This is a genomic window from Lysobacter sp. HA35 (assembly GCF_054061195.1).
The window spans coordinates 1,913,107-1,936,327 of sequence record NZ_JBSSDY010000001.1; the positions used below are offsets into that span (position 1 = coordinate 1,913,107).

At 65.5% G+C, this 23,221-nt stretch carries 26 protein-coding genes; 5 read left to right on the forward strand and 21 right to left on the reverse strand.

The annotated features are described in order from the left end of the window. Window positions 1–29: 29 nt before the first annotated feature. The 3 genes from ACVWZN_RS09385 to ACVWZN_RS09395 form a co-directional block, all read right to left on the reverse strand. Entirely contained in the window at window positions 30–518 is a 489-nt protein-coding gene (locus tag ACVWZN_RS09385; RefSeq protein ID WP_456953575.1) for a GAF domain-containing protein, read from the reverse strand. A gap of 331 nt (window positions 519–849) precedes the next feature. Then, window positions 850–1,098 carry a helix-turn-helix domain-containing protein gene (locus ACVWZN_RS09390; RefSeq protein ID WP_456953576.1) on the reverse strand — a complete coding sequence of 83 codons (249 nt, stop codon included), beginning with the start codon at window positions 1,096–1,098 and terminating at the stop codon, window positions 850–852. Then, window positions 1,098–1,553, reverse strand: a complete 456-nt coding sequence (locus tag ACVWZN_RS09395; RefSeq protein ID WP_456953577.1) for a hypothetical protein — start codon at window positions 1,551–1,553, stop codon at window positions 1,098–1,100. Before ACVWZN_RS09395 ends, ACVWZN_RS09390 begins: the two co-directional genes overlap by 1 nt. A 118-nt stretch (window positions 1,554–1,671) precedes the next feature. Here ACVWZN_RS09395 and ACVWZN_RS09400 point away from each other — a divergent pair, with 118 nt between their 5' ends. Then, the gene (locus ACVWZN_RS09400; RefSeq protein WP_456953578.1) at window positions 1,672–2,589 is read left to right on the forward strand and encodes an ABC transporter ATP-binding protein; all 918 of its coding nucleotides are present in this window, start codon (window positions 1,672–1,674) and stop codon (window positions 2,587–2,589) included. Further along, entirely contained in the window at window positions 2,582–3,325 is a 744-nt protein-coding gene (locus ACVWZN_RS09405) for an ABC transporter permease (RefSeq protein WP_456953579.1), read from the forward strand. The genes ACVWZN_RS09400 and ACVWZN_RS09405 overlap by 8 nt, the downstream gene beginning before the upstream one ends. A gap of 100 nt (window positions 3,326–3,425) precedes the next feature. Here the strand turns inward: ACVWZN_RS09405 and ACVWZN_RS09410 are convergent, their stop codons facing one another. The 9 genes from ACVWZN_RS09410 to ACVWZN_RS09450 all read right to left on the reverse strand — a co-directional run bounded on the left by ACVWZN_RS09410 (window position 3,426) and on the right by ACVWZN_RS09450 (window position 9,344). Continuing rightward, window positions 3,426–3,830 (reverse strand): VOC family protein, encoded by a 405-nt coding sequence (locus ACVWZN_RS09410; protein WP_456953580.1) that lies wholly within the window; start codon window positions 3,828–3,830, stop codon window positions 3,426–3,428. An 84-nt stretch (window positions 3,831–3,914) separates the two neighbouring features. Further along, window positions 3,915–4,247 (reverse strand): nuclear transport factor 2 family protein, encoded by a 333-nt coding sequence (locus tag ACVWZN_RS09415; RefSeq protein ID WP_456953581.1) that lies wholly within the window; start codon window positions 4,245–4,247, stop codon window positions 3,915–3,917. Window positions 4,248–4,284: 37 nt separating this feature from the next. Then, window positions 4,285–4,647, reverse strand: a complete 363-nt coding sequence (locus ACVWZN_RS09420; RefSeq protein ID WP_456953582.1) for a helix-hairpin-helix domain-containing protein — start codon at window positions 4,645–4,647, stop codon at window positions 4,285–4,287. 99 nt (window positions 4,648–4,746) lie between these two features. Continuing rightward, the gene (locus ACVWZN_RS09425) at window positions 4,747–5,199 is read right to left on the reverse strand and encodes a VOC family protein (protein ID WP_456953583.1); all 453 of its coding nucleotides are present in this window, start codon (window positions 5,197–5,199) and stop codon (window positions 4,747–4,749) included. 69 nt (window positions 5,200–5,268) lie between these two features. After that, a complete protein-coding gene (locus ACVWZN_RS09430) occupies window positions 5,269–5,640 on the reverse strand; it encodes a DUF6404 family protein (RefSeq protein ID WP_456953584.1) in 372 nt (123 codons plus the stop codon). Window positions 5,641–5,695: 55 nt separating this feature from the next. After that, window positions 5,696–6,043, reverse strand: a complete 348-nt coding sequence (locus ACVWZN_RS09435; RefSeq protein WP_456953585.1) for an MmcQ/YjbR family DNA-binding protein — start codon at window positions 6,041–6,043, stop codon at window positions 5,696–5,698. A gap of 31 nt (window positions 6,044–6,074) precedes the next feature. Further along, window positions 6,075–6,521, reverse strand: coding sequence for a FosX/FosE/FosI family fosfomycin resistance hydrolase (fosX, locus tag ACVWZN_RS09440; RefSeq protein WP_456953586.1), 447 nt, complete (start codon window positions 6,519–6,521; stop codon window positions 6,075–6,077). 17 nt (window positions 6,522–6,538) lie between these two features. Continuing rightward, the gene (locus ACVWZN_RS09445; RefSeq protein ID WP_456953587.1) at window positions 6,539–7,372 is read right to left on the reverse strand and encodes a CPBP family intramembrane glutamic endopeptidase; all 834 of its coding nucleotides are present in this window, start codon (window positions 7,370–7,372) and stop codon (window positions 6,539–6,541) included. Between the two features lie 250 nt (window positions 7,373–7,622). Next, entirely contained in the window at window positions 7,623–9,344 is a 1,722-nt protein-coding gene (locus tag ACVWZN_RS09450) for an alpha/beta hydrolase domain-containing protein (protein ID WP_456953588.1), read from the reverse strand. 1,165 nt (window positions 9,345–10,509) lie between these two features. Here ACVWZN_RS09450 and ACVWZN_RS09455 point away from each other — a divergent pair. The 3 genes from ACVWZN_RS09455 to ACVWZN_RS09465 are packed head-to-tail and all read left to right on the forward strand — an operon-like array spanning window position 10,510 to window position 13,204. Continuing rightward, a complete protein-coding gene (locus ACVWZN_RS09455) occupies window positions 10,510–11,430 on the forward strand; it encodes an alpha/beta fold hydrolase (RefSeq protein WP_456953589.1) in 921 nt (306 codons plus the stop codon). Between the two features lie 8 nt (window positions 11,431–11,438). Next, window positions 11,439–12,485 (forward strand): sensor histidine kinase, encoded by a 1,047-nt coding sequence (locus ACVWZN_RS09460; protein WP_456953590.1) that lies wholly within the window; start codon window positions 11,439–11,441, stop codon window positions 12,483–12,485. Continuing rightward, entirely contained in the window at window positions 12,482–13,204 is a 723-nt protein-coding gene (locus ACVWZN_RS09465) for a LytR/AlgR family response regulator transcription factor (RefSeq protein WP_456953591.1), read from the forward strand. Before ACVWZN_RS09460 ends, ACVWZN_RS09465 begins: the two co-directional genes overlap by 4 nt. A gap of 494 nt (window positions 13,205–13,698) precedes the next feature. Here the strand turns inward: ACVWZN_RS09465 and ACVWZN_RS09470 are convergent, their stop codons facing one another. Genes ACVWZN_RS09470 through ACVWZN_RS09510 form a run of 9 tightly spaced genes read right to left on the reverse strand, consistent with a single transcriptional unit; the run spans window position 13,699 to window position 23,219 of the window. Further along, window positions 13,699–13,917: a hypothetical protein gene (locus ACVWZN_RS09470; RefSeq protein ID WP_456953592.1), complete on the reverse strand. Its 219-nt coding sequence runs from the start codon at window positions 13,915–13,917 to the stop codon at window positions 13,699–13,701. Then, complete coding sequence (locus ACVWZN_RS09475) at window positions 13,917–14,195, reverse strand: hypothetical protein (RefSeq protein ID WP_456953593.1); 279 nt, start codon at window positions 14,193–14,195, stop codon at window positions 13,917–13,919. The genes ACVWZN_RS09470 and ACVWZN_RS09475 overlap by 1 nt, the downstream gene beginning before the upstream one ends. Before the next feature lie 32 nt (window positions 14,196–14,227). Continuing rightward, window positions 14,228–14,761 carry a hypothetical protein gene (locus ACVWZN_RS09480; RefSeq protein WP_456953594.1) on the reverse strand — a complete coding sequence of 178 codons (534 nt, stop codon included), beginning with the start codon at window positions 14,759–14,761 and terminating at the stop codon, window positions 14,228–14,230. Between the two features lie 11 nt (window positions 14,762–14,772). After that, window positions 14,773–17,043, reverse strand: coding sequence for a hypothetical protein (locus ACVWZN_RS09485; RefSeq protein ID WP_456953595.1), 2,271 nt, complete (start codon window positions 17,041–17,043; stop codon window positions 14,773–14,775). Further along, window positions 17,043–19,598 (reverse strand): host specificity factor TipJ family phage tail protein, encoded by a 2,556-nt coding sequence (locus ACVWZN_RS09490; protein WP_456953596.1) that lies wholly within the window; start codon window positions 19,596–19,598, stop codon window positions 17,043–17,045. Before ACVWZN_RS09490 ends, ACVWZN_RS09485 begins: the two co-directional genes overlap by 1 nt. Next, entirely contained in the window at window positions 19,588–19,980 is a 393-nt protein-coding gene (locus tag ACVWZN_RS09495) for an NlpC/P60 family protein (RefSeq protein WP_456953597.1), read from the reverse strand. The genes ACVWZN_RS09490 and ACVWZN_RS09495 overlap by 11 nt, the downstream gene beginning before the upstream one ends. Then, on the reverse strand, window positions 19,977–20,456 hold the full coding sequence (locus tag ACVWZN_RS09500) for a DUF1833 family protein (protein WP_456953598.1): 480 nt from the start codon (window positions 20,454–20,456) through the stop codon (window positions 19,977–19,979). Before ACVWZN_RS09500 ends, ACVWZN_RS09495 begins: the two co-directional genes overlap by 4 nt. Then, the gene (locus ACVWZN_RS09505; protein ID WP_456953599.1) at window positions 20,453–20,809 is read right to left on the reverse strand and encodes a hypothetical protein; all 357 of its coding nucleotides are present in this window, start codon (window positions 20,807–20,809) and stop codon (window positions 20,453–20,455) included. The genes ACVWZN_RS09500 and ACVWZN_RS09505 overlap by 4 nt, the downstream gene beginning before the upstream one ends. After that, complete coding sequence (locus ACVWZN_RS09510) at window positions 20,802–23,219, reverse strand: phage tail length tape measure family protein (protein ID WP_456953600.1); 2,418 nt, start codon at window positions 23,217–23,219, stop codon at window positions 20,802–20,804. The genes ACVWZN_RS09505 and ACVWZN_RS09510 overlap by 8 nt, the downstream gene beginning before the upstream one ends. Between the last annotated feature and the right edge of the window lie 2 nt (window positions 23,220–23,221).

The following is a 23,221-nucleotide window of genomic DNA, read 5'->3' on the forward strand; positions in this document are numbered from 1 at the left end:
TGCGTCAGCGAGCGGCCACCCGGCAGCGATTACGCGCAACCTGCGGACGCCATCAGCCCGGCCATCGCATCAGGGTTGTCCTGGATGAGACGCGCGAACATCGCGAGTGCGTCGACGGTCTGCGGCGTAATCGGACGGATGTCCGGATCGAAATGGCAGACCGTGCCGATCGCGCGCCCTTCGATGTCGACCAAGGGCGCGCTGCAGTACGAACGCACGACGGGTCGTTTCGGATGCGCCTGCACGCGCTCGTCGACGTACGAATCGTAGATCTCGACGGGCTTGCCCGTGTCGCGAACGAACAGGCAGTACGACGCGAGAATCGGTATATCGGACGGCTCGGTTCCCGCGGGATTGAGCCGGTCGTACAACTCGACCTGTCGGAGCCATTCGCCGTCGAAACGGAACAGCGCCGTGAAGCGGAACTCCGACTGCCAGTTCAGCAACACCAGCGCGTCGCGGCTGTTGCCATTTTCCAGCATGTACGACAGCTGCTGTTCTCTATCCGATGCTTGCACGCGGGTTACCGATTCAATCGTCGTGCATTGTGCGCTCTTGCGGGTAGCGCGAAGTGACGAGGCGTCGCGCTGCGTGCGCGGCGACGGTGAATCGCGCGCTGCATCCGCTCCGAACGAGACGCGTCGCACCTTTGCTGTCCGCGGGACATCGGTGTTTTCGCAACTGGCGTGAAAAAAAAAGGTCGTCGAATCGCTGCGGAGTCGATCGCGCAGCGCAAGCGGCGGTGCAAGATTGCCTGGGTCGGACGCAACACTCGCTTCACCGCGTGCCGCTGCGCGATGCGCGATGCGCGATGCGCAACGGGCGATAGCACTCGAACGGCTTAGGTCACTACGGCTGATCTCCATCATCCGCGGGACCACCAACATCGGACGCATCGAACGTATACGACAGCAACTCGCCGGGCTGGCAGTCGAGAACGGCGCACAGCGCTGCCATGGTCGAAAAACGCATGCCGCGAACCTTTCCGGTCCGCAGCATCGATAACTGCGTCTCGCTCAGCCCGACGCGCCGCGCCAGCTCCTTGGCCGTCATCCGTCGCGCGGCGAGCACGGCATCCAACGTCACACCGACAGGCATCAGACGAACTCCTGCAACTCGTGCTCGAGCGATCGCACGCGTGCTTCGGCTGACGACGCTCGATCCAGGAGACCGCCCAGCAGCACCAGCGCGAGCCCGACGACGCCGATCGCAACGTAGGCCGGGTCGAAGTTCATCAGCGTCCGCGAATGCGTGTCCATCGCTCGCACCAGCATTGGCACGCCGAAGGCGCTCAAGCCCGCGCCGATTGCCAAGGCCCACCCCGCGCGCCGACACGCCACGCCCATTGCCGCACCGACCGCACCGCCGCGGGCGAACACCGCGAAGCCTCGACGGATCGCGAGGATGGCGACCAGATACGGCATCGTCGGCAGCCACTGCATCCAGAGGCCCGGCCCCAGCACTTCATCGAGCGTGAGGTCGTTGCGTTGGACCACCGCCAGGGTCGGCAGGACGACCAGGGCCGCCAGCCCCAGGAACATCAGGCCGGCCACCGCACTGAGCCAGCGGCTGTGTTGTTGGAGCCGCGCGAGGTCTTTGCTGCTCATTGACCTTAAGTCCTACTTAAATATATTTAGCTCTAACTTAAATTCTACGCCCGGTAGGCCTCGCGTGACAGCCGCCATCCACTCCCGAAGCCTCGGCTGCCGTTTTCGCGGCGTCGACGCGGTTCGGGACCTCGATCTCGACGTGCCCGCCGGCGCGGTCTACGGATTCCTCGGCCCCAACGGGGCGGGCAAAACCACGTCCATCCGGATGATCCTCGGGCTGCTTCGCCCCACGGCCGGCACTGTCTCCGTGCTTGGCTACGACGTCCATCGCGAGCGCCTGCAGGCCGCGCGCCTGACGGGCTCGATGGTCGAAACGCCGTGCCATTACGACCACCTGACCGGCCGCGAGAACCTCGCGATCACCGCGCGCTTGCTGGGCGCCCCGCGCAGTGCGATCGACCGCGTGCTCGGCATCGTCTCGCTCTCGGGCGACGCCGGCCGTCGCGTTGGCGCCTACTCCCTCGGGATGCGCCAACGGCTTGGCGTGGCGCGCGCGCTGCTTGGGAGTCCAAGATTGCTCGTTCTGGATGAACCCACCAACGGGCTCGATCCACACGGCGTGCGCGACATGCGCCAGTTGCTTCGCGAGCTGCCCGAGCGCGAAGGCATGACCGTCTTCGTGTCCAGCCATGCGCTCAGCGAGATCGACCAGATCGCGACGCACGTTGGACTGATGGATCGCGGTGCGCTCGTTCTTCAGGGCACCGACGACCTGCGCCGGCGTCATGGCGCGCGCATCGAGATCCAGACCGACCGACCGGACGCCGCCTGTGAACTGCTTCATGACACAGGACTCGATGTACGTGTCGACGGCGGTCGCGTGCTCGTGCGTGGATCCGCTCAGGCGGCCGAACTCGCGACGCTGAATGCGTTGCTGGTCCGTCACGACATTCCCGTGCACGGCCTCAGTGCCAGCACGGCCTGCCTCGAGGACATGTTCCATGAACTCACGCTCGCACCGGTCGCCACCCATGCCTGACCTGTCGCTTCTGAATTGCATCGTCGTCGAGTTCGCCAAACTCCGACGCTCCCTCGCCCTTCTGCTGTGCGCAGCGGCGCCGCTGTTCGTCGCGGTCCTGATGGCCGTCATCTTCAATCGCCAGGGTGGAAAGGACTTGGCGTGGTCGATGTACCTCACCGGCAATGCAGCGACGTGGGGTTTCTTCATGCTGCCCATGTCGGTGACCGCGCTCACCGCGCTGATCGCACAGATGGAGCACGGGCCGCGTTTCTGGAATCACCTGCTCGCCCTGCCCGTGCCGCGGGCGTCGGTGCTGCTCGCCAAGCTCTTCGTCGCGCTGTTGCTGTGTGCGGCGATGACGTTTGCACTGGGTGTGCTTGCACCCATAAGCGGCCTGCTGGCTGACGCGCTCACACCGGGGCGATCACTCGCAGGCTCTCCCGATCTCCGCGCGTTCGCTGGCCTGCTGAGTCGGATGCTTATAAGCGCCTGGTTCCTGATCGCGCTTCAACTCTGGGCGGCGCTGCGCTGGCGCAGTTTCGTGCCGCCCCTGGTGCTCGGCATCGGCGGCACGTTCGTCGCCGTCGCAGCGACGGGTTCGGACCTCGGCCCGTACTTTCCGTGGCTGATCCCGACGAATGCACTGGCGCGATCCGGCGATGCCGCCACCACCGCGCTCACCGTCGGCTTGCTCGGTGGCGCGGTGTGCAGCGTGCTGATGGTGCTGGATACCCAAAGGCGCCTGCTGCGCTGAAGGCGCAGGACAAAGACCACTATCGGTAAATAGCGGGCGTTCCGTGTTCTACCCAAACAGCTGGGTTACACCGCGAAGCGGCGTGCGCTTTGACGTGTCGTTAGGGCTCACCGGCCGGTTGCCGCATATGCACGAGCTCCCAGATATGCCCGTCGGGGTCCTCGAATCCGTGCCCGTACATGAAGCCATGATCTTTTGCCGTGCGGCACGCCCGACCGCCATGCTGCTCGGCAAGCGCTACGAGTTGATCGACGCGCTCGCGGCTCTCGCAGCTCAGGCAGTTCAACACCTCGGTTGTTGCCCGTGCGTCCGCTATCGGTCGATCCGTGAAGCCGGCGAAGAATGGCTTGGCAAGGAGCATTACGAGGATGTTCTCAGCCACCACCACACAAGCGGCCTGGTCATTGCTGAATTGCTCGTTGATTCCAAAGCCGAGCCCAACAAAGAAGTCCCGCGAGCGCGAGGGGTTCTCCACGGGAAGATTGATGAAAATAGATTGAGCCATGCTGATTTCCCTACGAGCTCTAACACCGGAGTTGGGTCGCCATCAATCGGGGCGGACTCGACGAGTTATTAGCTGTGCCTGCCGTCAGGCGAGAACGACAACGTGAACGATCTTGCCGGATTCGACACGGTACGCGACAGCGGCATGCATGGACTCCGGCAGACCCGGCAGGTTCAGCCCCGTAACGCGCTCTTCGTCCACCACGTAGCGGCCGGCCTGGAACCGCACACCCAGCTCGGCCCGGAGATTCGGACTATTCGCAAACAGGGCGGAATACACGGCGCGCATTTGCTCGATACCACTCATCATCGCGACACCATCCGCGCCACCGACCACGACGTCAGTCTCGTAGCACGCCAGGAAACGTTCGAGGTCTCGTGCGTTGTAGGCGTCGAGCTGCTCTTGCACCGGATCCATCAGATCACCTCCGTACATTGGACAGCTCACACCTGAGTCAAACCGCGCCGCGACGCCTCGTCGGCTTGGACGAATTGTTTACTGACAGCGAGGGTTTTCCGCTGACCAACTCCAAATGGCCGTACTGGTGCTTGCGTTGCTCCGTGAAATGCCACCAAGGCTGCGGCTCGCCGCCGCCGAGAAAATGCGTGACGGACATGAAGGTGTCGAGTACGCACGGGTCGTGACGCGACCCGGTTGCGACGCGAAGCGATTCGTACAGTTTGAGAGGATCGACCCCCGCCAGCTGCTGAGGCTGCGTAAACCCGAGCAGCTCGAAGTCCTTGGCCATCGCCGGCCCGATGTTGGGCAGGTCGGTGAAGCGACGGACCTTTTCCCGCACGACCTTTGCTGGATTCATGTCAGCGAATACCTGAGTCAAGCCGCGCCGAGAAGCGGCGTCCACCTGGATAAATTGTCAGACCGCGCGGCCCGCAGCCACGGTAGCTCGCCGAACTTCTTAGACCCGACCCTTCTGTTGGAGCTCTTCGGCGAGGCCGATAAGGATGCCTTCAACGCCTCGGATATAGCAGAGGCGGTAGGCGTTTTCGTAGTTGACGACTTCATCGACGACTGCGGCCCCGAGCTTTGCGAGGCGTTTCAGCGTTTCGTCGACGTTCTCGACAGTAAACATCACCCGCAGATACCCAAGTGCGTTGACGGGTGCTGCGCGGTGATCTGACGCAATGGACGGGTGATCGAAACGGGACAGTTCGATGCGGCTGTGCCCGTCGGGCGTGCACATCATGGCGATCTCGACCCGCTGGCCTCGCAGCCCGGTGACGCGGCCGGACCATTCGCCCTCGATGGGCATGCGGCCTTCGAGCGTGAGGCCGAGCGCCTTGAAGAATTCGATCGCATTGTCGAGGTTCTCGACCACGATTCCAACATTGTCCATACGCTTCACTGCCATGATCTCTCCCTGGCGCCTAACACTCGAGTTAAGTCGCGCCCGGGAAGCGGCGTCGGCTTGGACGAATTGTCAGGGGCGCTGTCGCACACCTACGAACGTTGACCAACGCCCCAGCCCGTATTGCTTGGCCATGCGATGAAAGTAGATGGGCGTGCCGATGACGCCGAACACGCCGATGCCAACGGCGACACACGCGGCATAGGCAAACGGAACACGGTGGTTGGGATAGACAAAGGTGAGCAGCCACAAAAAAAACGCAAGCGCCGGATAGGCGATCGCGGCAAACGCGGCCAAGGCGAGGACGCTCATGAAAGGTGGAGGTGGAATCTCCCAGCCGCGCGCCCATGCCAACTGCCAGAGGTACGGAGCCGCGGCGTCTGGATCGGCGCCGGACGCCACCATGTACCGCTTGTATAGATCCACACGCTGCTGATGGTTCATGAGCGCACCTAACACCCGAGTTGAGCGCCGCAAAGCGGCGGCCGCGAACGAATTGTCAGACCACTGGACCGGACAACGTGGCCGTCGCAGCGAGACGCTTGGGCGCCTTGTTGCGCCAGGCCGACCGTACGAGATGCTCGACGGCTTCGGGCGTGGCACGCGAGAGATTTATCCGGACCCCGAGAACCTTCTGGCCCCAGTGCAATGCCTCCACTGCAGCGGGGTACATCGCAATGGCCAACAGGCGTTCTTGCTCGTCCACGAACACGTGGATGTGTTCCCCGTCCGGCGGCACGGTAACGAAGATCTTTCCTTTGACCCGGAACGAGCCGTAATCGAAGTGCGGTGCCTCGGTGACTTCCGGCAAGGCCAAGGCGATTGCACGAACGGACTGCACGTTCATTGCTGCTCCCAACAGTGGCCCAACACCTGAGTTAACCCGCGCCGCGAAGCGGCGTCAATTGGCACGCATCGCTAGCGCCCAAGCTCATGTAGCGCGCGAGTCGCTGTGCCAGGGTGCCGGTGTGCAGCTCGAACAAGTGGTTGTCGAAATCGTAGAAGTACAACGACTCACCCTCGCCTTCGACTCGTGGGCGCGACGGCCGGATTTCGACACCAACTGCCTCAAGCTGGGCCCTGTACTGCGGCAGGTCTGATGCCGAGACGGCGAATGCGACGTGCTGGTACGAACGGCTCAGCGGCGGCTCGCCTTCCATCGCGGCCAGCCACACGCCACCGAGCAGGAAGAACTTCTCGCGAGACAGCGAGAACTGCTCCGACTGGCTGTCGTAGACCTCACGTGCCCCGAGACCTTCGACTAGAACTCGCGCCATCTGCTCCAGATCACGACAGATAAAAGTGAGGTGGCTGATTCCTTCCATGGGCGCTAGCACCTGAGTTAGGCCGGGTCGCGAAGCGGTGTCGGCTCGGACGAATTGTCAGCTGTTGCATGCAGCACGACGGCTCTTGGCTGTCTGACAAAGAAGAAGCGCCGGTTGAAGAGCGCAAACGCGCAGGCGACCGCAAGGTAGTAAAGCCAGCCCTTGGAGCCGCCCGGCAGTGCACCGCCATCAACGGACGGCATGAGCACGCGAAGGACATCCGGATGAGTGTTGGCTGCCCAATGCAGCATCACGGAAGGCCACACGGAACCGCGCGTCCGCTGCACAAGAAACATGGCGAAGATGGACCACGTTTCCAGGTAAGCGAGGAAGTGAAACGCGGACGCCGGTGCTGCGAACAGCGAGTCACGGTAAAGCGCGAAGTGCCAGATCCACCAGATGAAGCCCACCACCAGCGCCGCCCAGAATGGCGCCAGGCCGCGGAGCAAGGCGGGCTGGACATATCCGCGCCAACCGAACTCTTCCGCTAGCGGACCGGTGACTAACGCGGCGCCCAAGGACAGGCCAAGCACGGCCGCAGGCGAAAGGACGACACTCGAGAACGGCGTGCCGGTGACGAACAGATAGCTAAAGCCAAGCGCTACGGGGATCAGCGCTGCGGCCAACACATACCGGAGCGCGCCGATCGCCCCTAGTACGCGACGCGTAAAGGCTGTAAGTCCCGCAGGTCCGCCTTCGGCAAACGCCGCAGCGAACCCGCCGATGCTTGCAAAGCAAGGGAAGAGCCAAAGGCTAAGCGCCTCGTTGCGCACGAATAGCCAGCCGATCCACGGAATGCCAAATGCAACCAAGGCGAACGTGAGTGCTCCCAGCAGTGCGTTACGAGTCATGAGCTTCCCAGCAGTAAGCAACGGCCAATGCCTGAGTTAAGCCGCGTCGCGAGACGACGTCGGTTGGTACGAACGATTGCAGCGACGCTGTGCGACAGCCGGAACAAGGCCGGTGGTGCTCAGGGCAGACCTGATACGTGCACCGATATACGTATCCAGCCATCTATTGTCCCGCCGCAGCTTGCATGAGACCGAACGGTGCAAAAAACGGCGGCTATCGCGAGCACGCCGTACGAACGATTGGCTGGCTCTACGGTGCGCCCGAAGCATTTCCGCGTGTGCCCAGATACCAATCGAACTTCACGGCGTCGTCCCAAGTGGTACCCATTTTCGCGATGATGGCTTCGCGTTGCATCGGGAGCAGGAACCGCTTGCTGATCGCATTGTCGATTGACGCCGTCGCAGCCTTCATGAAGCCTTGGCGATCTCCATAACGCTCTTCGATCGACAGCCGCGGGTCGTCTGCCGCCAGCCGCTCGGCACGCGTGCGCGCGAACGGGATAAACGCTCCATTGAGTCCCGAGATGAATCCGAACTTTTCGAGCTGTGGGGACTTCCAGTCCCAGGCGGTGAACGTGCCCAGAGGGACCGAGGACATCGCACCGCGCCAGCCGCCGAGCTCGTTGCCGTCGCTGTCGACCGCAGGCACAAGGAGCGGATATCGCCTACCCGCGCGCACCGGCTCGGTAATCACGCCCCGGCTGGCGTACGCGTCGCCCATATCCAGTTGCCACAAGGGCGGCGGTGCCGTGGGAACGCGGATGCCGGGGATCGCTGGAAAGTGCAGATCACTTGCCGCGACCAACGTGCTGCCGACGGTCGGCGCCGTGGTGGGCGGCGGCAGCGTTCCGTCGACAACCCACGCCCGCAAGTTCTCGAGCTGTGCATCCATCCCGTCCGCGAGGTCGACATTCGCGTTGTACGGATACGCGGCTTCCTTGCCGGGCTCGGTAAATCGGCCCGGCGCCCGAAGCGCATGCGGCACGCCTGCAAAGAAATAGAGGCGACTGTCGGGTCCAAGGGCGACCGGATGCTTTCCATCCGCGGTCGTCTGCAATAGCGATGCGTTGCGCGCCCAGTACTCCGAGCTTCCGATGACGTACATGATTTTCGGAACGGTCTTATCGCGAACCGCTCGGTCCAGAAGACCTGCACGACCCTTGCCGTCGATGTCCGGTGTCGACACATCCGCGAATGGGTACAGGTCGACCGCCCTCAAACTGCTCATGACCGAATTGCCGGCTTCTCCGGGCAACGCATACCGGTGATTGAACGAGCCACGTCCGGCGCCCGCCGTGGTGACGAGCATGCCGTCAAAGACGCGTCGACCGCCGGGCCCTGTATTGAAGCCGCGGTAGAGGAAATCCCGAAGAAATCGCCCGCCTTGCGAGTAGCCGTAGGCGAGCACCGCTTTTCCGTCCGCCGCTCGATCGTTGATCGCAGACGGAACCGTTTTGAACTTCAGGTGATCGGCGAAGTCGCGAAAAGCCGCCTCGCCCAGCCCCATGACCGGCGCATCCTCGCCCTCATACACGAGGCTGAAGTACGCGTCCGCCGCAGCTCGCTCGTTCAGCACGATGCCGCAACGCGCGTCGGCATTCTTGTCGGCAGACGCCGGCGCGAACGCCCAAGCGTTTCGCGGCACGACCTTACCCGGATCATCGAAACTCACGTGCAATCGAAGTACTGCGTCGCGCTGCTGCGCATCTCGCGCGCAGTAGAAGCCGTTCTCTGCCAGATCGAATGCCTTGGCATCCGTCATGTCGTCGGCCGCAAAGGTCGCACGCGCGCCACTGTGCGTGTGCGCAACGGGAACCCGCAGGCCGAACTGATCCGCGTCCAGTCGGCCCTGCCAGCCGACCCATGCCAGTGAGTAGCCCAGATGGAAGAAGGTCGGATCGGTGAGCGCCTTGACGCTATCGGGCGCCGAAAGATCGAGCCCACCGTCGGTCTCGAAGAACAGGCCATCCATTTCGGTGCGGCCGCGATTGGCAGCTTCAACCAGCGTCGTGTGATTGCCGCGCGCCGCGTCGACCGGACGAATGATGACGAACGGGCCTGAGTACTCGACCTGGCCACGTGCATTGGTTGGCGCGTAGCGGATGTCCGCTATGTCCTTCGCCGCAGATGCACGCGGATCGATCGCGTAGTGCACCGTCCCACGCAGCACCTCGTACGCACCGACGTTGCCGAAGGTCTTCCCGCCGACCCATGGCTGCCGACTGGCAATGTCCACGGACACCACCTCACTGCGAACGACCGGAGCAACCGCCATACAGGCAAGCAGCGTGAGGTACTTCAGGTTGCTAGACACATGTCGTCCTTGGCGCGCGATTGATTGCGGCACGCTATCCGCACGCAGTCGGTGCGCCCAGTGCAATTGGTAACCGCCGCGCGATGTAGCCGCACGTCGTCCCGGCTGGTGCGGACGCGCGCGTCCATGCCACCCGCTCGTCGAACATCAACACCGACCGACATGGGCGGAGTGCCGAAAGTCAGGATGGCGTATGTGCCTAGTCGCCGCGTCTGCGCCGCGACAATCTCGTCGCGTCGCCTCCCATTCCTATTGCAATGGATGAAGATCTCTTCCGCGGTGTCTCGAATCCGGCAAGGCGACGTCGCCTCCTGTTGCAACACGCGGCGCGTGTCGCCCAGGAAGTCGCCGATGCGGCGACACATCAATCCAACGCAGCTCGCGCGGCAGGATGGGACCTTGATCCCGTCGTACTCAATCGCGCTCGGCAGCTCCGCAAAGTGATTCAGGCGGCTGCAGACATCGAAGACGCTCCGGTCAAACCGCGTGGCGGCGGCCCCCGTCCGACGTCCCGCATTCCGGACTAGTTTTTGAGCCGCGCGTTGCCGGCCTTAAGCGTAGGACGTGGCGATTGAGGCGCCTACAGCGTGCCGCGACCGCGCCTCGCCTCGGCAGTTTCACTGGCGGGCGCCGGCCGCTCCTCGGAACGTCCCTACGTCCGCTTTCGGCCATTAGCGGACATGGCTGAGGGCCGTGAGCGCCTGGCACCTGGTCCGATGCACCCCCTTCCGCCGCTCGCGGACCGCATCGACCGCTTGTCATTTTTTCCGACAGGGGCGTGACCGCAGCCGGGACGATGGCTCCACTTTCCAAGGAGCCCGCCATGAACGTTTCGATCCCGCGCACTCGCACCGCGATGTCCCTGCTCGCCGTCGCCCTTCTGTCCGCCGCCGGCAACGCGTTCGCCGCCACCGAAAACTTCCAGGGCTTGACGGTGGACGTCGTTGGCAAAGGCCGACCGGTGCTGATGATCCCGGGCCTCAACAGCGGCGCCGACACCTGGCGCGACACCTGCGCCGCGCTGCAGAAGGACCACGTGCAATGCCACATGGTGAACCTGCCGGGCTTCGCCGGCGTGGCGCCGGTCAGCGGCGTCGACCAGGCCTTCGTCGATTCGATGCGCGACCGCCTGCTGGCCTACGCGAAGGCGCGCCACCTCAAGCAGCCCGTCGTGGTCGGCCACAGTCTCGGCGGCATGCTCGCGCTCGAGATGGCGATCGCTGCGCCGGACGCCGTCGGCCCGCTGGTGATCGTCGACTCGCTGCCCTTCTTCCCCGCCGCCATGAACCCGGCCGCGACCGTCGACACCGCGCGGCCGATGGCCGACGGCATGCGCACGCAGATGCGTGCGTCCGACGAAGCGACCTACTTCAAGGGCGTGGAGGCGTCGGTCGCGACGATGGCGCATGACCCGGAACGCGTCGAAACACTGAAGACCTGGGGCCACCAGAGCGATCGCACCACCACCACCGAAGCGATGTACGAACTGATGACCACCGACCTTCGCCCGCAACTCTCGAAGATCAAGTCGCCGACGCTCGTGCTGGGCAGTTGGGCCGCGTACAAGCCCTACGGCTCGACGAAGGAATCCACCGCGAACATCTTCCGCACGCAGTACGCGACACTCGGTGGCGTGCGCATCGACATGAGCGAGGCCGGCTACCATTTCCTGATGTGGGACGACCCGACGTGGGTGCAGTCGAACATCCGCGACGTGCTCGCGGCCCATCCGCAGGCCAAGTGAGTCGTCCGATGCCCGATGCATCCTCCCGGTGGTTCTGGTCGCTCAATGCCGTGATCTGGGCGTTGTATGCGGCGATCTCCACCGGGTTGGGTGGCGTGTTTGCCGGGGGCATGTCCTCCGGCATCGTGCTGATCAGCGTGGCGCTCGCCTTCTTCCTGTGGATCGGCAGCGGCGTACTGCGCGCTCAGGCGATACGTCGCAACTGGTTCGCACTCGATGGCGGCGCGCTCGCGCTGCGCCTGCTGATGGCGATCGCGGTTATTGCCGCGGTCGCACAAGCCGGGATCGCTGCCGTGCTGGTGCCGGCCGTAAGACTGCACTGGGTGCGGCTGCCGGGCGGTGACATGACGCCGTACGGCTGGGGCCCGCTGCTCGGCTACTGGATCAACACCTGCATCCTGCTCGGGTTGTGGACGGCCGTGTGGGCGGTGCGTCGCGCCATCCGCCGCGCACGCGAAAGTGAGATCGCGACGCTGCGTGCCGATGCGGATCGTCGCTCGCTCGAACTTGACGCACTGCGCGCACGCCTCAACCCGCATTTCGTCTTCAACGCGCTCAACAACGTACGTGCCCTGATTCTCGAAGACCCGGAACGCGCACGCGAACTGGTGACGCGGCTATCGGCCAGCCTTCGCCACGCGCTGGACCACAGCCAGCGCGAGTGGACGACGCTCAGGGAGGAACTCGCCGTCGTGGACGACTATCTCGCAGTCGAATCGGTGCATTACGAACAACGGCTCCGCGTCGCGATGGACGTCGATCCCGCAGCCCTGGATGCGCGCCTGCCGCCGATGTCACTGCAACTGCTCGTCGAGAACGCGATCAAGCACGGCATCGCACGCACCGCGGGTGGCGGCACGTTGTCGTTGCGAGCAGCGCGGCGGGATGGCGCCCTCGTCATCGACGTGTTCAATCCCGGCCGGCTGGGCGACGCGTCCGACGGTACCGGCGTCGGTCTCGCATTCATGACGCAACGCCTCGAGCGCTGCGCCGGCACGTTCGCACTCGACGACAACAACGGCTGCGTGCAGGCGCACCTGGAGATCCCGCAATGAGCCCGCTACGCATCCTGATCGTCGACGACACGCGGCTGGCGCGACAGGAACTCCGCACGCTGCTCGCGGCCATCGGCGACGTCGAGTGTGTTGGGGAGGCCGACGACGTGCCGGCCGCGCGCGAAGCGATCGCCCGGCTCGCGCCCGACGTGCTGCTACTCGACATCCAGATGCCGTCCGGCACGGGCTTCGACGTGCTCGACGGCCTCGATCCCGCGCCACAAGTCATCTTCACCACCGCGTACGACCACTATGCGGTGCGCGGCTTCGAAGCCAACGCACTCGACTACCTGCTCAAGCCGGTCCAGGCCGATCGCCTTGCGGCCGCCATTACGAAAGCTCGTGCCGCGCAACCGAACGTCGTTCGCGATGCGGGCAAGACGCTACACGCAGAGGACCAAGTGTTCCTGCGCGACGGTGACCGCTGCTGGTTCGTGCAACTCGGACAGATCAGTCGCATCGAGGTCGACGGCAACTACGCCACCGTGTTCTTCCGCAACGAGCACGCGATGCTCGGACGCAGCCTTGCCACGCTCGAATCGCGGCTCGATCCGGCCGTGTTCTTCCGTGCAAACCGCAATACGCTGGTGAACCTGCGGATGGTGCAGGCGATCGACTTGTCGGTCGGCGACGGCTACACGCTCACGATGAAGGATGGCGCTGAAGTCGATGTGTCGCGCCGGCAGGCCCGCGAACTTCGCGAGCGGCTGGCCCTCTGACGCGCGTTGATCAAGTCGTCGCAGGAGCGTCGGCTGACATCGCGCACGGACGCGACGTTAAGAAGCGGGACGCAGAGTACGCTCGCGTGCCTCGTCTGCCGCGGAAACGCGCGGCTACTGGCTCTGCGGCGTCACGGCCGGGCACGTGAGAAGACTGAATGGTGGGTCGTGATGGATTCGAACCATCGACCAGCGGATTAAAAGTCGGTCGCACCTAGCCGGGTACTCAGCGACTTAGGTCGAAACGAATTACGGAGGGGCGTCCGCTAACCCGTTGATCGGCTTGGGGCCGAACGGACGTTTTACGGAGAACCCCGCGCAGTTATCGGGCATCCGAAGCGCCCTGAACCCCGCGCGGGGCAGGCATAGGGTCGCGACGACGCCGATGGGCGGAAATCGGACACCGCCGCCTGCGCGTGTAGGATTTCTCCCATGCGCTTCGTCCACCGACTCGTCTGGTTCGGCTGCCTCTCGATCGCCGCGGTGACGCTCGCCTACTCCGGCCAGTAGCCCGGCGGCCAGGCCCCCAGCGCCTCGCGGTAGGCGGCCGGATCCACGAACCGCACGCGCTCCGCGCGCCAGGCGATCGGCCGGCCATCGCGCTCGAGATCCCGCACGAAGCGGTTCGCGCCGATGGCCGCGCAGAATCGGTCCCAGTTCTCCGGCGTGACCAGCACCAGCCCATCGGGCGGCCGACGCGAGCGCAGCGCCATCAGGACGCCTCCGGCTTCCGGCGGAAGGCGCGGAACACGCCCTCCTCCATCATCCGGTCGTGCTCGGCCGCGAAGTGCTCGAGGTGCTTCTGCGCCCAGGCTTCGCAACCCGCCATGCCGGCCTTGAGGCTGGAGCACTCGCGCGTCTTGTCCAGCCCGTTGAGCCGCAGCGTCGCGCGCCACTGCCCGTCGACGAGCTGCACCCGCGCGACCTCTCCGGCGTGCACGTAGAGCGAGTGCATGTTCGGGACGTTCTGGACGGTCGGATACCAGCGCATGCCGGCAGTATCGCCGGACCGGTCTCAGCGGTTCAGAGCAGCTCGGCCGTCTCGCCGTTGCCCAGCACGTCCTCGAGGCCCGCCTCGAGCTCGCGCGCCGCGGTGATCACGAAGCGTATCGAGCGGTCCGAGGTGTCGCCCAGCTCGATCGCATCGCGCTGCGTCGGGCCGTCGACCGCCGGCGGCACGATCGGCACCTGCGGCTGCGGCTCCCCGAGCGCGACCATCATCAGCGCCTTGCGCGCCGTCGACACGCCCAGGCTGGCCAGCACGTCCGGGAACAGGCCGTGCCAGAAGACGATGGCGACGTACTGCCCGTTGGGCTTCTGCCAGGGTGCGCCGTCGCGCAGCGCGATCGCCACCGTGACGAGGTCAATCTGCAGGGTGTCGGGCTTGTCGTGGACGATGCACGAGACCCATACCTCGTCCGTGGTCTCCAGGCGCAGGCGGGAGCCGGCCGCGACGAGCTCGGCGGCGACCGGCGAGTCGACGCCGAACTGGGCGAGTACTGCCGCGAGCGCCGCCTGCAGGCCCGGCACGGTGCCGGCGATCTTCGTATAGGACATGGGCGTGCCTCCTAGGGCTTCTGCTGCAGGTTGTGGGAGTAGATGCGGCGCGCCGGGTCGCGCCCGGCGGCGAAGCTGAGGCCGCCGAAAGAGAGGTAGACGACGGGCTGCAGGCCGATGTCGCGAACCGCGAGCACCGTGCGCCAGCCACCGTCCGTCCAAACCTCGCGACCGAGCATGTCGGGCGCGAACGCACTGCCGCCATCGCGTAGATCGAACGGCGCGGTCGTAGAGCAGTCGAGCTCGAAGCCGTCGCCGGTATCCAGCAGCACGCAAGGCTTGATGCCTCGCCCCAGCACGCGCACCGCCGCGCGGCGCGGTTCGGTGCCGGTGTTCGGCAGGTCGATGACGTCGAACTCCATGCCGTCGAGTGCCGCGCCGGCACTCGTGGCGGCATCGAGCCACATGGCCTCGGTGACACAGCGATCGTCTCGTCCGCCGGGGCCGCCAGCCGAGCCGGACGTCGGGAACGTAACCGCGCAGTCGCCGATGTAGATCCGACCGGACGAGCCGTAGATGTCGTTGCCGTTCGTCGTGGCCACCAGCGTGCGGGCACCGCCGACGTGGTTCGGATCGTCCATGTAGAGGTAGTACTGGACCGTGCTGCCGCCGGTGCCCGACACGCCGACGCTGCTCGCCGAATAGCTCAGCGTGTAGTCGCCGCCGAGCACGGTGAATGCACCGACGTTGATCGTGCCGACGGCCGGTGTGCCGGCGCTCGCGGCGTAGGTGATGGTCGTCGGCACCTTCGCGCGGCCGTTGCCGACCATGATCTGCGGCAGGCGGCGGTTGTCGAGCAGATGGCCGCTGACTTCCGAAGCCAGATCCGTGGCGAACACGAGGCCGACGTTCGACCAGCGGATGTCCGCCGGGAGGCCGCTCGCGGCGGCAGTTGCTGCGCTTGCCGTGCCGTTGGCCACCACCGCCTGGAGCACGACGCGGTAGGACGCCGCGTTCGCGGGCACCGTCCCGGCCGCAAGCGTCGTGGTGGCCGCGTACGACGTTCCCGAAATGTCGGTGACCGACTGCACGGCCACGCTGCCGCCTGCCGCGTCCATGAACTGAATGTAGAAGCGCGCAACAACGGCGAACCCAGCCGAAAGCGCGACGTTGTTTGCAGCGACCCGCGTCACTGTGAGCGTGTAAGGCGTTCCCGCTGGCGGCGCGCTGACCTGCGGTGCACTCGTCAGATATAGACTTTGACTCGTGCTCGCCGCGATCGAGACCCCAGCGGCTAGCCGCACGAGGACGTCAGCATTCGCTCCGGCCGGCTGTTCGTACACTGCCGCCCAGGCCGGATCAGCACCTAGAATCGCCCACCCGTCGCTAACGCTGGCGCCTGTGGCCGTAACGGTTGTACCAACCGGCGTGCCACCCATATTCGACGCGAAATTGCCGTTCGGAAGCGCGAATTTGCCGCCGCCTGCCCGACCAGATGCCGTGTCGGCCAACTGCTTGGCCTTCGCTGCAATGGCGTTCAACAGCGCCTGGCGCGCGGCATACACGTCCGTGAACTTGGTGCGGAACGTCGTGCCGACGATCGTTGTGTTGCCGCCGGTGTTATTCCACGCGACCGGCGCGGTAAGCGTTGCGAGGTATGCAGCGAGCGCCGTTATGGACGCGTCGTAGGTGGCTTTCGCCGCGGTCAGCCCATACGTCGTCGCCTGCGCATCGATGCCCGATTGCTCAGCGGTAAGCGCCGTGTAATCAGCGATCACCGTCGACTTCTCGACCGGTGTCAGGACGTTGTCGCTTGCGATGTCCGTCAGCGCCTGCAGGATCGCCGAGCTTGCGACGCCGCCTGCGGACGCGACGTTCGAATACGCCGACGGCGTGCCGGCGAACGTCAGTGCACGCACGCGATACCAGAAGACCGTGGCGCTCGCCGTGGGGTCCGTCCACTGGGTCAACCGCGCGCGCGCGATCTCCGCATAGGCGCCGCCACTCGACGTCGCCCGCTCGACCGAATACTCGACGTCAGAGCGCTGGTCGGCGTCGACCGACCACGCGAGCGCAACGCCATCCGCGACGGACGTCGCGGTCAGCCCGGTGGGAGCACGCGGCGCAAGAGTCGCGCCGGCGACGGTGAACGAAACGCCGACCCAGCCCGAGGCAAGTGAGCCTGGGCCGAGCGAGCGCGCCTCGCCTTCGTAGCTGACGGTGCGCGACAACCCGGGGATCGAGATCGTCGTCGAATCCGCAGGGAATTGCCGCGTCGTCCACTGGGCGCCGCTTCCGGCGATGCGATAACGGATCTCGTACGCAAGGATCGGAGCAGCCATCAGAGAGCCCGTGTTCGGAAGTTGAGGTGATCCGGCGGCATGACGTACCCAGACGATCCCTGCACGCCGATGTGAACGGTCGGCTCCGTTGTGCCGCCGTCGCTCGGCTCGCTGTTCGATTGGTTCGAGAGAACGACAACAATGTTTGGCTCAGGCGGAGGATCCATGTACGCCGTGCCAGAAACCTCGCTGGTGATCGTCGTCGGCGGGCTGGCCCAGTAGGGTCCGACGCGACTGTCGTACGGTACGGTGCTGATTCGCGCACTCAAGTCCTGCGCCGGATAGATACCGGTGACGAGCACAGGCGACGTTTCCTTTGTTGTCTCGCCGATCACGACAACGTCGCCGAGGTTGACGCCGCTCGGCGAGCTCGCCAGCGTGAAGCTGTTGGTCTCGCCTGCGACGACGCCAGTGAGCGCGATCACCACGCTGGAGCCGTCCTGCTTACGAATGCGCGCGCTGTAGCTGGTCGCGGCGGCGAGTTCGATGCGCTCGTCGAGCGTCAATGCCGTGCCTGCCAAGGTCGCCACGCGCCCCCAGCCCGTGCCCCACTCCGTCACGTCATGCGCCACGTGGATGAGGTCCCCTCGCGTACACGCGAGGTTCGCGACGTCGGATTCGAAGGTGGCCGTGAACGGCCGAAATTTCGCCTGTGCGAAGTGGTGACGCGCGACCCGCCACGCCTGATGTGCGTCCGCTGCCATGCGCAGCTCGATCGTCTCAAACTCCGTGGGCTCCGGCGCCGCGGACGCAACGCCTCGCGCGTCGACGCCACGGTAGCTGTAACCGTCGTCGACCACGACGATCTCGTCCTGCTGCCAGTCGGCTGCCGGATTGCGGAAGCGGACGCGCAGCGCATGCGGCAGCTTCGTGAAGATGCGCGAAACCGTGAAGTTCTTCGAGTCGAGCGGCGTGAACACCATGACCGGCGTCGTCGTGCCGCTGTCGAAAAGGACACCGTACTTGCCGTCGCGCGTCGTCAGCGCGCCCAGAGAGCAAGCGAGGATGTCGTCGATCAGCGCGCGAGCCGTTACCTTCGCATCGAGGACGCCACGCGTCTCAAAGTTGTTGGTTGTGCAGAAGTCCGCGAAGTCGGCGAACGCCGTGAGGTCGACGCGGCTGGTCGGGACGTGCGTCGAAAAGGCCGGACACGACGTCATGAGCCAATAGAGCACCCATGCCGTGTTGAGGTTGCCGGTCGGGGCCGACCACGTAGCCGTACCGCGGTTGTAGACGGGAATCTTCTGCCGGACGATGCAGGACAGCGTCTGCAGCGGGCCGTTGAGTTGTTCGCTCGCCTTGATGCGCATGCACAGCTTGACGGTGCCCGTCTTGCTCGGCGACGACTTGCGGATCGAGCGTAGGACGGACCAGGTTGCGTCGCCAATACGGCTGTTGACCTCCGACGCGCCCCAGCTCGTCCCGGTGCGCGTAACCCGCACCTCGTACTGTCCGGCCGCGACACCCCATGCATAGCTGGCGACGAAGGGCTTTCGATCGGGCGTCGGCACTTGGAAATTGAGTGCGACCGACGACCAACTGAGGCGCACGGTCCGCGTTCCTGTGCCACCCGCGACGGCGCCAGGCTGCGGCGCCGTGATCCACGTACCGCTGCCGACGAGGCGGTACTCGATATTGATGTTCGCGGTCACGCGAACGAGATTGCCCTTCTTGTCCATCCCGAAGAGGCCTTGCGGGAACACGATGTCGAGGCTGATCTCGTCGACGTTCGGCGCCGTCGTCCGCGTGACGCTGGCGCCGTCGTTCATGGCTGCCGACACGCTTACTTCGTTGACGTCACTCTTGTAGAGCGTCGGCGTCTTGGTGATCTCGTACTCGACGCCCTCATACGACGCGATCGGCGTGTCGCCGATGCGTAGGTCGCTGACGTCTAGGTAGACCGTCGGGTCGAGCGGGCCACCGTAGTCATGGCCCAGATCGAACATCAGGCGCTGGTAGCTCGTCTGGCCGAGCGACTCGCTGTACGGCATGGCGGCGTGCGGCGGGAAAATCCGGCACTCGCCGATGACGAGGGGAATCGGCCCGTACGGCGCCACAGCGTTTTGACTGCCCGTGAGCTGGTTGAGTCGATCGGCGTTGCCGAACCCGCCTCCGCCCATCTTGGGCTGCGGCGGCGGCACGAGCGCATTCACGATCAGTGAGCCGACCATGAAGATGGCCGCTGACGCGACCGCGGTGCTGACACCGAATGCAGCCGCGACGTACGGCGCCGCGTACCACGCGACGATCATGACGACGATCATCAGGATCGTGCGGATCCACTTCGCGCCGTTGCCGCTGCCCGCGGGCATGCGCGTGACGTGGATCGCGGTGCCCGCCTTCGGCCGCACGCGCGACCACAGCGCGCGGGGCACTTCCGTGCCACCGATCTCGACGCGCACGGTCAGCGCGACGGGCTCGCCTTCGGTCGCCTCAAGCAGCATCGCCTCAAGCGTCTGTCCGCCCGAAACGCGGCGCACACCGTGGTCGACGCTGAAGGGATGCGGTCGCAGGACCAGGGCGTTCGTGTCGCGCTCGATCGACTCAGCCTGCATGGCGATAGAACCCCTCGATGCGCTTGTGCCACATGCGGTTGTCGGTCCGTTCGATGCGGCTGGTGCCGTCTTCCGGCCAGTGCAGGAACGACGTCGGGCCGACCATGACGCCGACGTGCCGCGGCTGGCCGGCGATGTTGAAGATGACGAGGTCAAACGCGCGCGGATCCGTCACGCGCACGAAGTCGGCGGCGAGTCCATCTCGGATCGCGCACGCAATGCCACTGTGGTCTGCGCAGTCGCTATAGCCGTCGCCGTAGTCGGGCAACTTCAGGCCGAGGCAGGCGGACAGGACCGCGCGCACCCCGCCCCAGCAGTCGAACCCGTCGGCGCGTCCGTGGTCCGCGAACGGCAGGCCCACGAAGTCCGCGAGCTGCGTCATACGAACAAGCCTGCGCTGGTCGACGGAATGTAGCTCTGCGCCGGCACGGCCTGGTTGAGGAAATCCTCCTCGTACCCGATCTGCGCGGAGATCACCATTGCGTCGTAGTCGACGTTGAGGATCGAGAAGTCGTACGGGCCGACCTCATCGGTGTTCGGACTGCTCGCCAGCACGACGCGCAGCTTGCACTTCGGCACGCCTGCGAGATTGCGCAGCGCACGCGTCACGTCGCGGTCGATGTTGTCGATACGCAGCGCAACCTGCGGCGTGCTCGCGTCGCTGTCTTCCGGGAGCACCGCTTCGAACGGATATGGCAGGTACGTGCCATCCGAGCGCACAACCGACTCGGTGTTGTTCGCGATCCGGATGGTCGTGATGTCGGGGTGCGTGATTTCGAGCAGGCAGAGAAAGACCTCTTCCGTCTCGCGCGCCAGCACGGCCTTCGCGGCCGCGGTGGAGAGGATGCGGCCCGTCACGGCAGGCGTTCCAGCTCGAGCTCCGCGCGCCAGAGCGTCCCGCCGGCCGGCGTGAACTGCGGGGGCGACTTGAAGCGGTAGTCGCACGTGGGATATCCGGCCTTGCGAAAGTGCTTCCACGTGAACGGCAAGACCGTCTTGAGCGTCACTTGGTAGAACGTGTCGAGCGTGTCGCACTGCGTGCGGTCGATGAGGATCGCGAGCCGCACGTCATCACCCACGGCGGTGAAGCGGCGGCGCGTCTTCGGTACGCCGGCGTCCATGTCGGTGCGCACGGCGTTCCGCCATGGCACGTAGCTGACGCCGTCCATGAGCGGCGTCTGCGGCAGCGTCGAGGGCCAGGCACTAGCCACGGCTGGCTCCCGCCGGGCTGACGCCGAACCGCGACTGGATCGCGCGGCCGGTGCTGCCCATCGTGCCGATGCGGCGGTCGACTTCGCTCACAGCCGCGTCGACGATGACCTTGATCATTCGACCTCCATCCGGTCCGGTGCTTTCTTCCGTGCGCGTCTGACCATTGCCGTGGTTCTCGACGACGACCGTCACGCCTGGCGCGTCGCGACCGACCGCGGCGGTCGTGGTTGGCGCCATGTTCGGCGTCACGACGCCACCGTCGGCATAGCCGCGGCGGCCCATGCGCATCGCTTCCACGACGCCGACGCCGCCTGCTCGCGCGATGTCGCGCTGGCTCCAGACGACCTCACCCTTGTGCACGACGCCGGCCGGCTGGTGGACGCCGCCCGAGCCCGTGTAGCCGCCGGATGAGTAGCCGCCAGTGTTGAACGGGTTGTCCGCGGCGGTGAGCGCCCCGCCTGCGCCCGCGCCGGTGAACAGACCGAACACCCACTGCACGGCCTTCTCGGCAAGCAGTTGCGCGGCCATGCGCTGCAGGTCCTTCGCGAACCCTTCGAACGCTTCGCCGGCGGACTTCGAGCCGTCGATGAAGCTTGCGAACATGTCCTGCGCGGACAGGCGCACGTCATCCATCAGCGCCTGCTGCTCGGCCAACTCCTGCTGGTGCTTGACGAGTTCTGCGATGCTTTCGCCGTAGGCGCTGTTCGCCTCGACGCCGGCTTGGCGTAGCGCGATCATCTGCGCCTGCTCGAGGCGCGACTTGCCGATCAGCGCGATCTCGAACTGCAGGTCGTCGATGACCTGCCCCGCCGCCTCAGCTTGCTTCTTCTTGGCCTCGGCTTCGCGCTCGCGCGCTTCACGTGCCTTGTCGGTCTCGATCGCCGCCTTCTCAGCGGCGTCGGCTTCGCGCAACGCGGTTTCAACGCGATCGCGATCGCTGTGGCTGACCTTGCTGCCGAGCTGGTCGAGCTGCTGCATGATCGAGACGCGCAGGCGCTGAATCGCCGTGAGCTTGTCCTCGGCACCGGCCTGCGCCTGCAGCATCGCGGTCTGCTCGCCGATGCGCGCGATGATCGGGCCGATCTCGTCGACGGCCTTCTTTGCCTTTGGCCCCTTCGGGGCGCGCGCCGCGTAGCTCGATTGGATCGCGGCGATGCGCTGCTGGATTTCGAGATCGGACTTGCCCGCCGCGGCACCCTGCTTGCGCGCCTCCGCGATGTCCAATTCCATGCGCTGACGCTGCGACGCGAACCGCACGCCGCTACGCTCGAATTCGTCACGCGCACGCGCGACGCCGGAGTCGACCGGCAGGTCGCTGGCCGACGGCGCAGGTCGATTGAGGAACGCGTACGGATCTGCAGCGGGCTTCGCGGGCGCCGACTTGCCGCTGCCGCTGCCGAGACCCGCGAGCGGCGCGAGCGCCGTGCCGCTGAAGGCGAGGCCGTTACGTAGTCCCGTGAGCAGGCCCGCTTGTGCGTTAGCGGAGTTGCGGAAGCCATCGACAACCGCGTCGAACGCTTCCTGCGCATCGCTTTTGACGTTGCGCCAGTACTGCGCCCACAGCGAAAGATTGCTCGTGATCTCGCCGTGGCGCTCACTGATCGAGTCGGCGTACGCACGCACGGCGACCGCCGAGGCATCGGCCGACTTGCCCTGGTCGTCGAGGGCCTTAATCGTTTCGAGCGTGCCTTCGGTGAGGAAGTGCTGCGTCTCGTTGAGCTTGAGGATGGCCGCGACCGGTTCGTCCTGCAGCGCGACGAACTGCTTGATCGTCGCTTCGATCGACTGACCGGTGCTGTCCTCGAGCTCGATCGCGGCTTGCGCGACGATCTTGAGCTGGTCGGCGGCGAACTTGCCGCTGCCGACAACCGACGTGAGAACGTCGCTCGCCTTGCCGCCGGTGGCGTTCGTCGTGCGATCCAGCTCGGCGGCGATCGCGCGCAGATCCTGCACGGTCGTCGAGGCGGCGGCACCGGTGCTGATCAGCGCCTGGTTGAACGCGTCCGCTTCATCGCTCGCCGACTTCCACGCGACCGCCAAGCCTGCGACCGCTGCCGCGGTGAGCGTGATCGGATTGATCAGCCCGACGAGTTCGCCCGCGACCGCACGCATCGCCGGCGCGACGCCGCCAAACATGTCCTTGAGCTGGCCGCCCTGCTGGAACAGCACCTGCAGCGGACGCTGGCCGGATGCGAGCCCGGTGACGATGTCGGTGATCTGCGCAGGCAGGTTGCGCGTCGCGTTCGCGAGTTCCTTCGCCGACTTCGACGCCTGCTGCATCGCAGGCGCGACTTTCGCGACCTGCTGCTCAGCCTTCGCACCGCTCTTGGCAAGCTGGTCGAGGCTTGTGGCCGCCTGCGGAATACCGTCGCTCGTGACCTTGATGCCAAGGCTGGCGATATCGGTCATGC

What these genes read in the sequence shown, in the direction of transcription:
- ACVWZN_RS09390 (WP_456953576.1), bottom strand. Translation starts at nt 1,098, where the DNA reads ATGCCTGTCGGTGTGACGTTGGATGCCGTGCTCGCCGCGCGACGGATG.
- ACVWZN_RS09405 (WP_456953579.1), top strand. Translation starts at nt 2,582, where the DNA reads ATGCCTGACCTGTCGCTTCTGAATTGCATCGTCGTCGAGTTCGCCAAA.
- ACVWZN_RS09510 (WP_456953600.1), bottom strand. Translation starts at nt 23,219, where the DNA reads ATGACCGATATCGCCAGCCTTGGCATCAAGGTCACGAGCGACGGTATT.
- ACVWZN_RS09410 (WP_456953580.1), bottom strand. Translation starts at nt 3,830, where the DNA reads ATGGCTCAATCTATTTTCATCAATCTTCCCGTGGAGAACCCCTCGCGC.
- ACVWZN_RS09460 (WP_456953590.1), top strand. Translation starts at nt 11,439, where the DNA reads ATGCCCGATGCATCCTCCCGGTGGTTCTGGTCGCTCAATGCCGTGATC.
- ACVWZN_RS09490 (WP_456953596.1), bottom strand. Translation starts at nt 19,598, where the DNA reads ATGCAGGCTGAGTCGATCGAGCGCGACACGAACGCCCTGGTCCTGCGA.
- ACVWZN_RS09415 (WP_456953581.1), bottom strand. Translation starts at nt 4,247, where the DNA reads ATGGATCCGGTGCAAGAGCAGCTCGACGCCTACAACGCACGAGACCTC.
- ACVWZN_RS09435 (WP_456953585.1), bottom strand. Translation starts at nt 6,043, where the DNA reads ATGAACGTGCAGTCCGTTCGTGCAATCGCCTTGGCCTTGCCGGAAGTC.
- ACVWZN_RS09465 (WP_456953591.1), top strand. Translation starts at nt 12,482, where the DNA reads ATGAGCCCGCTACGCATCCTGATCGTCGACGACACGCGGCTGGCGCGA.
- fosX (WP_456953586.1), bottom strand. Translation starts at nt 6,521, where the DNA reads ATGGAAGGAATCAGCCACCTCACTTTTATCTGTCGTGATCTGGAGCAG.
- ACVWZN_RS09495 (WP_456953597.1), bottom strand. Translation starts at nt 19,980, where the DNA reads ATGACGCAGCTCGCGGACTTCGTGGGCCTGCCGTTCGCGGACCACGGA.
- ACVWZN_RS09475 (WP_456953593.1), bottom strand. Translation starts at nt 14,195, where the DNA reads ATGCGCTGGTATCCGACCGTCCAGAACGTCCCGAACATGCACTCGCTC.
- ACVWZN_RS09485 (WP_456953595.1), bottom strand. Translation starts at nt 17,043, where the DNA reads ATGGCTGCTCCGATCCTTGCGTACGAGATCCGTTATCGCATCGCCGGA.
- ACVWZN_RS09425 (WP_456953583.1), bottom strand. Translation starts at nt 5,199, where the DNA reads ATGGCAGTGAAGCGTATGGACAATGTTGGAATCGTGGTCGAGAACCTC.
- ACVWZN_RS09445 (WP_456953587.1), bottom strand. Translation starts at nt 7,372, where the DNA reads ATGACTCGTAACGCACTGCTGGGAGCACTCACGTTCGCCTTGGTTGCA.
- ACVWZN_RS09480 (WP_456953594.1), bottom strand. Translation starts at nt 14,761, where the DNA reads ATGTCCTATACGAAGATCGCCGGCACCGTGCCGGGCCTGCAGGCGGCG.
- ACVWZN_RS09450 (WP_456953588.1), bottom strand. Translation starts at nt 9,344, where the DNA reads ATGGATGGCCTGTTCTTCGAGACCGACGGTGGGCTCGATCTTTCGGCG.
- ACVWZN_RS09430 (WP_456953584.1), bottom strand. Translation starts at nt 5,640, where the DNA reads ATGAACCATCAGCAGCGTGTGGATCTATACAAGCGGTACATGGTGGCG.
- ACVWZN_RS09455 (WP_456953589.1), top strand. Translation starts at nt 10,510, where the DNA reads ATGAACGTTTCGATCCCGCGCACTCGCACCGCGATGTCCCTGCTCGCC.
- ACVWZN_RS09470 (WP_456953592.1), bottom strand. Translation starts at nt 13,917, where the DNA reads ATGGCGCTGCGCTCGCGTCGGCCGCCCGATGGGCTGGTGCTGGTCACG.
- ACVWZN_RS09420 (WP_456953582.1), bottom strand. Translation starts at nt 4,647, where the DNA reads ATGAATCCAGCAAAGGTCGTGCGGGAAAAGGTCCGTCGCTTCACCGAC.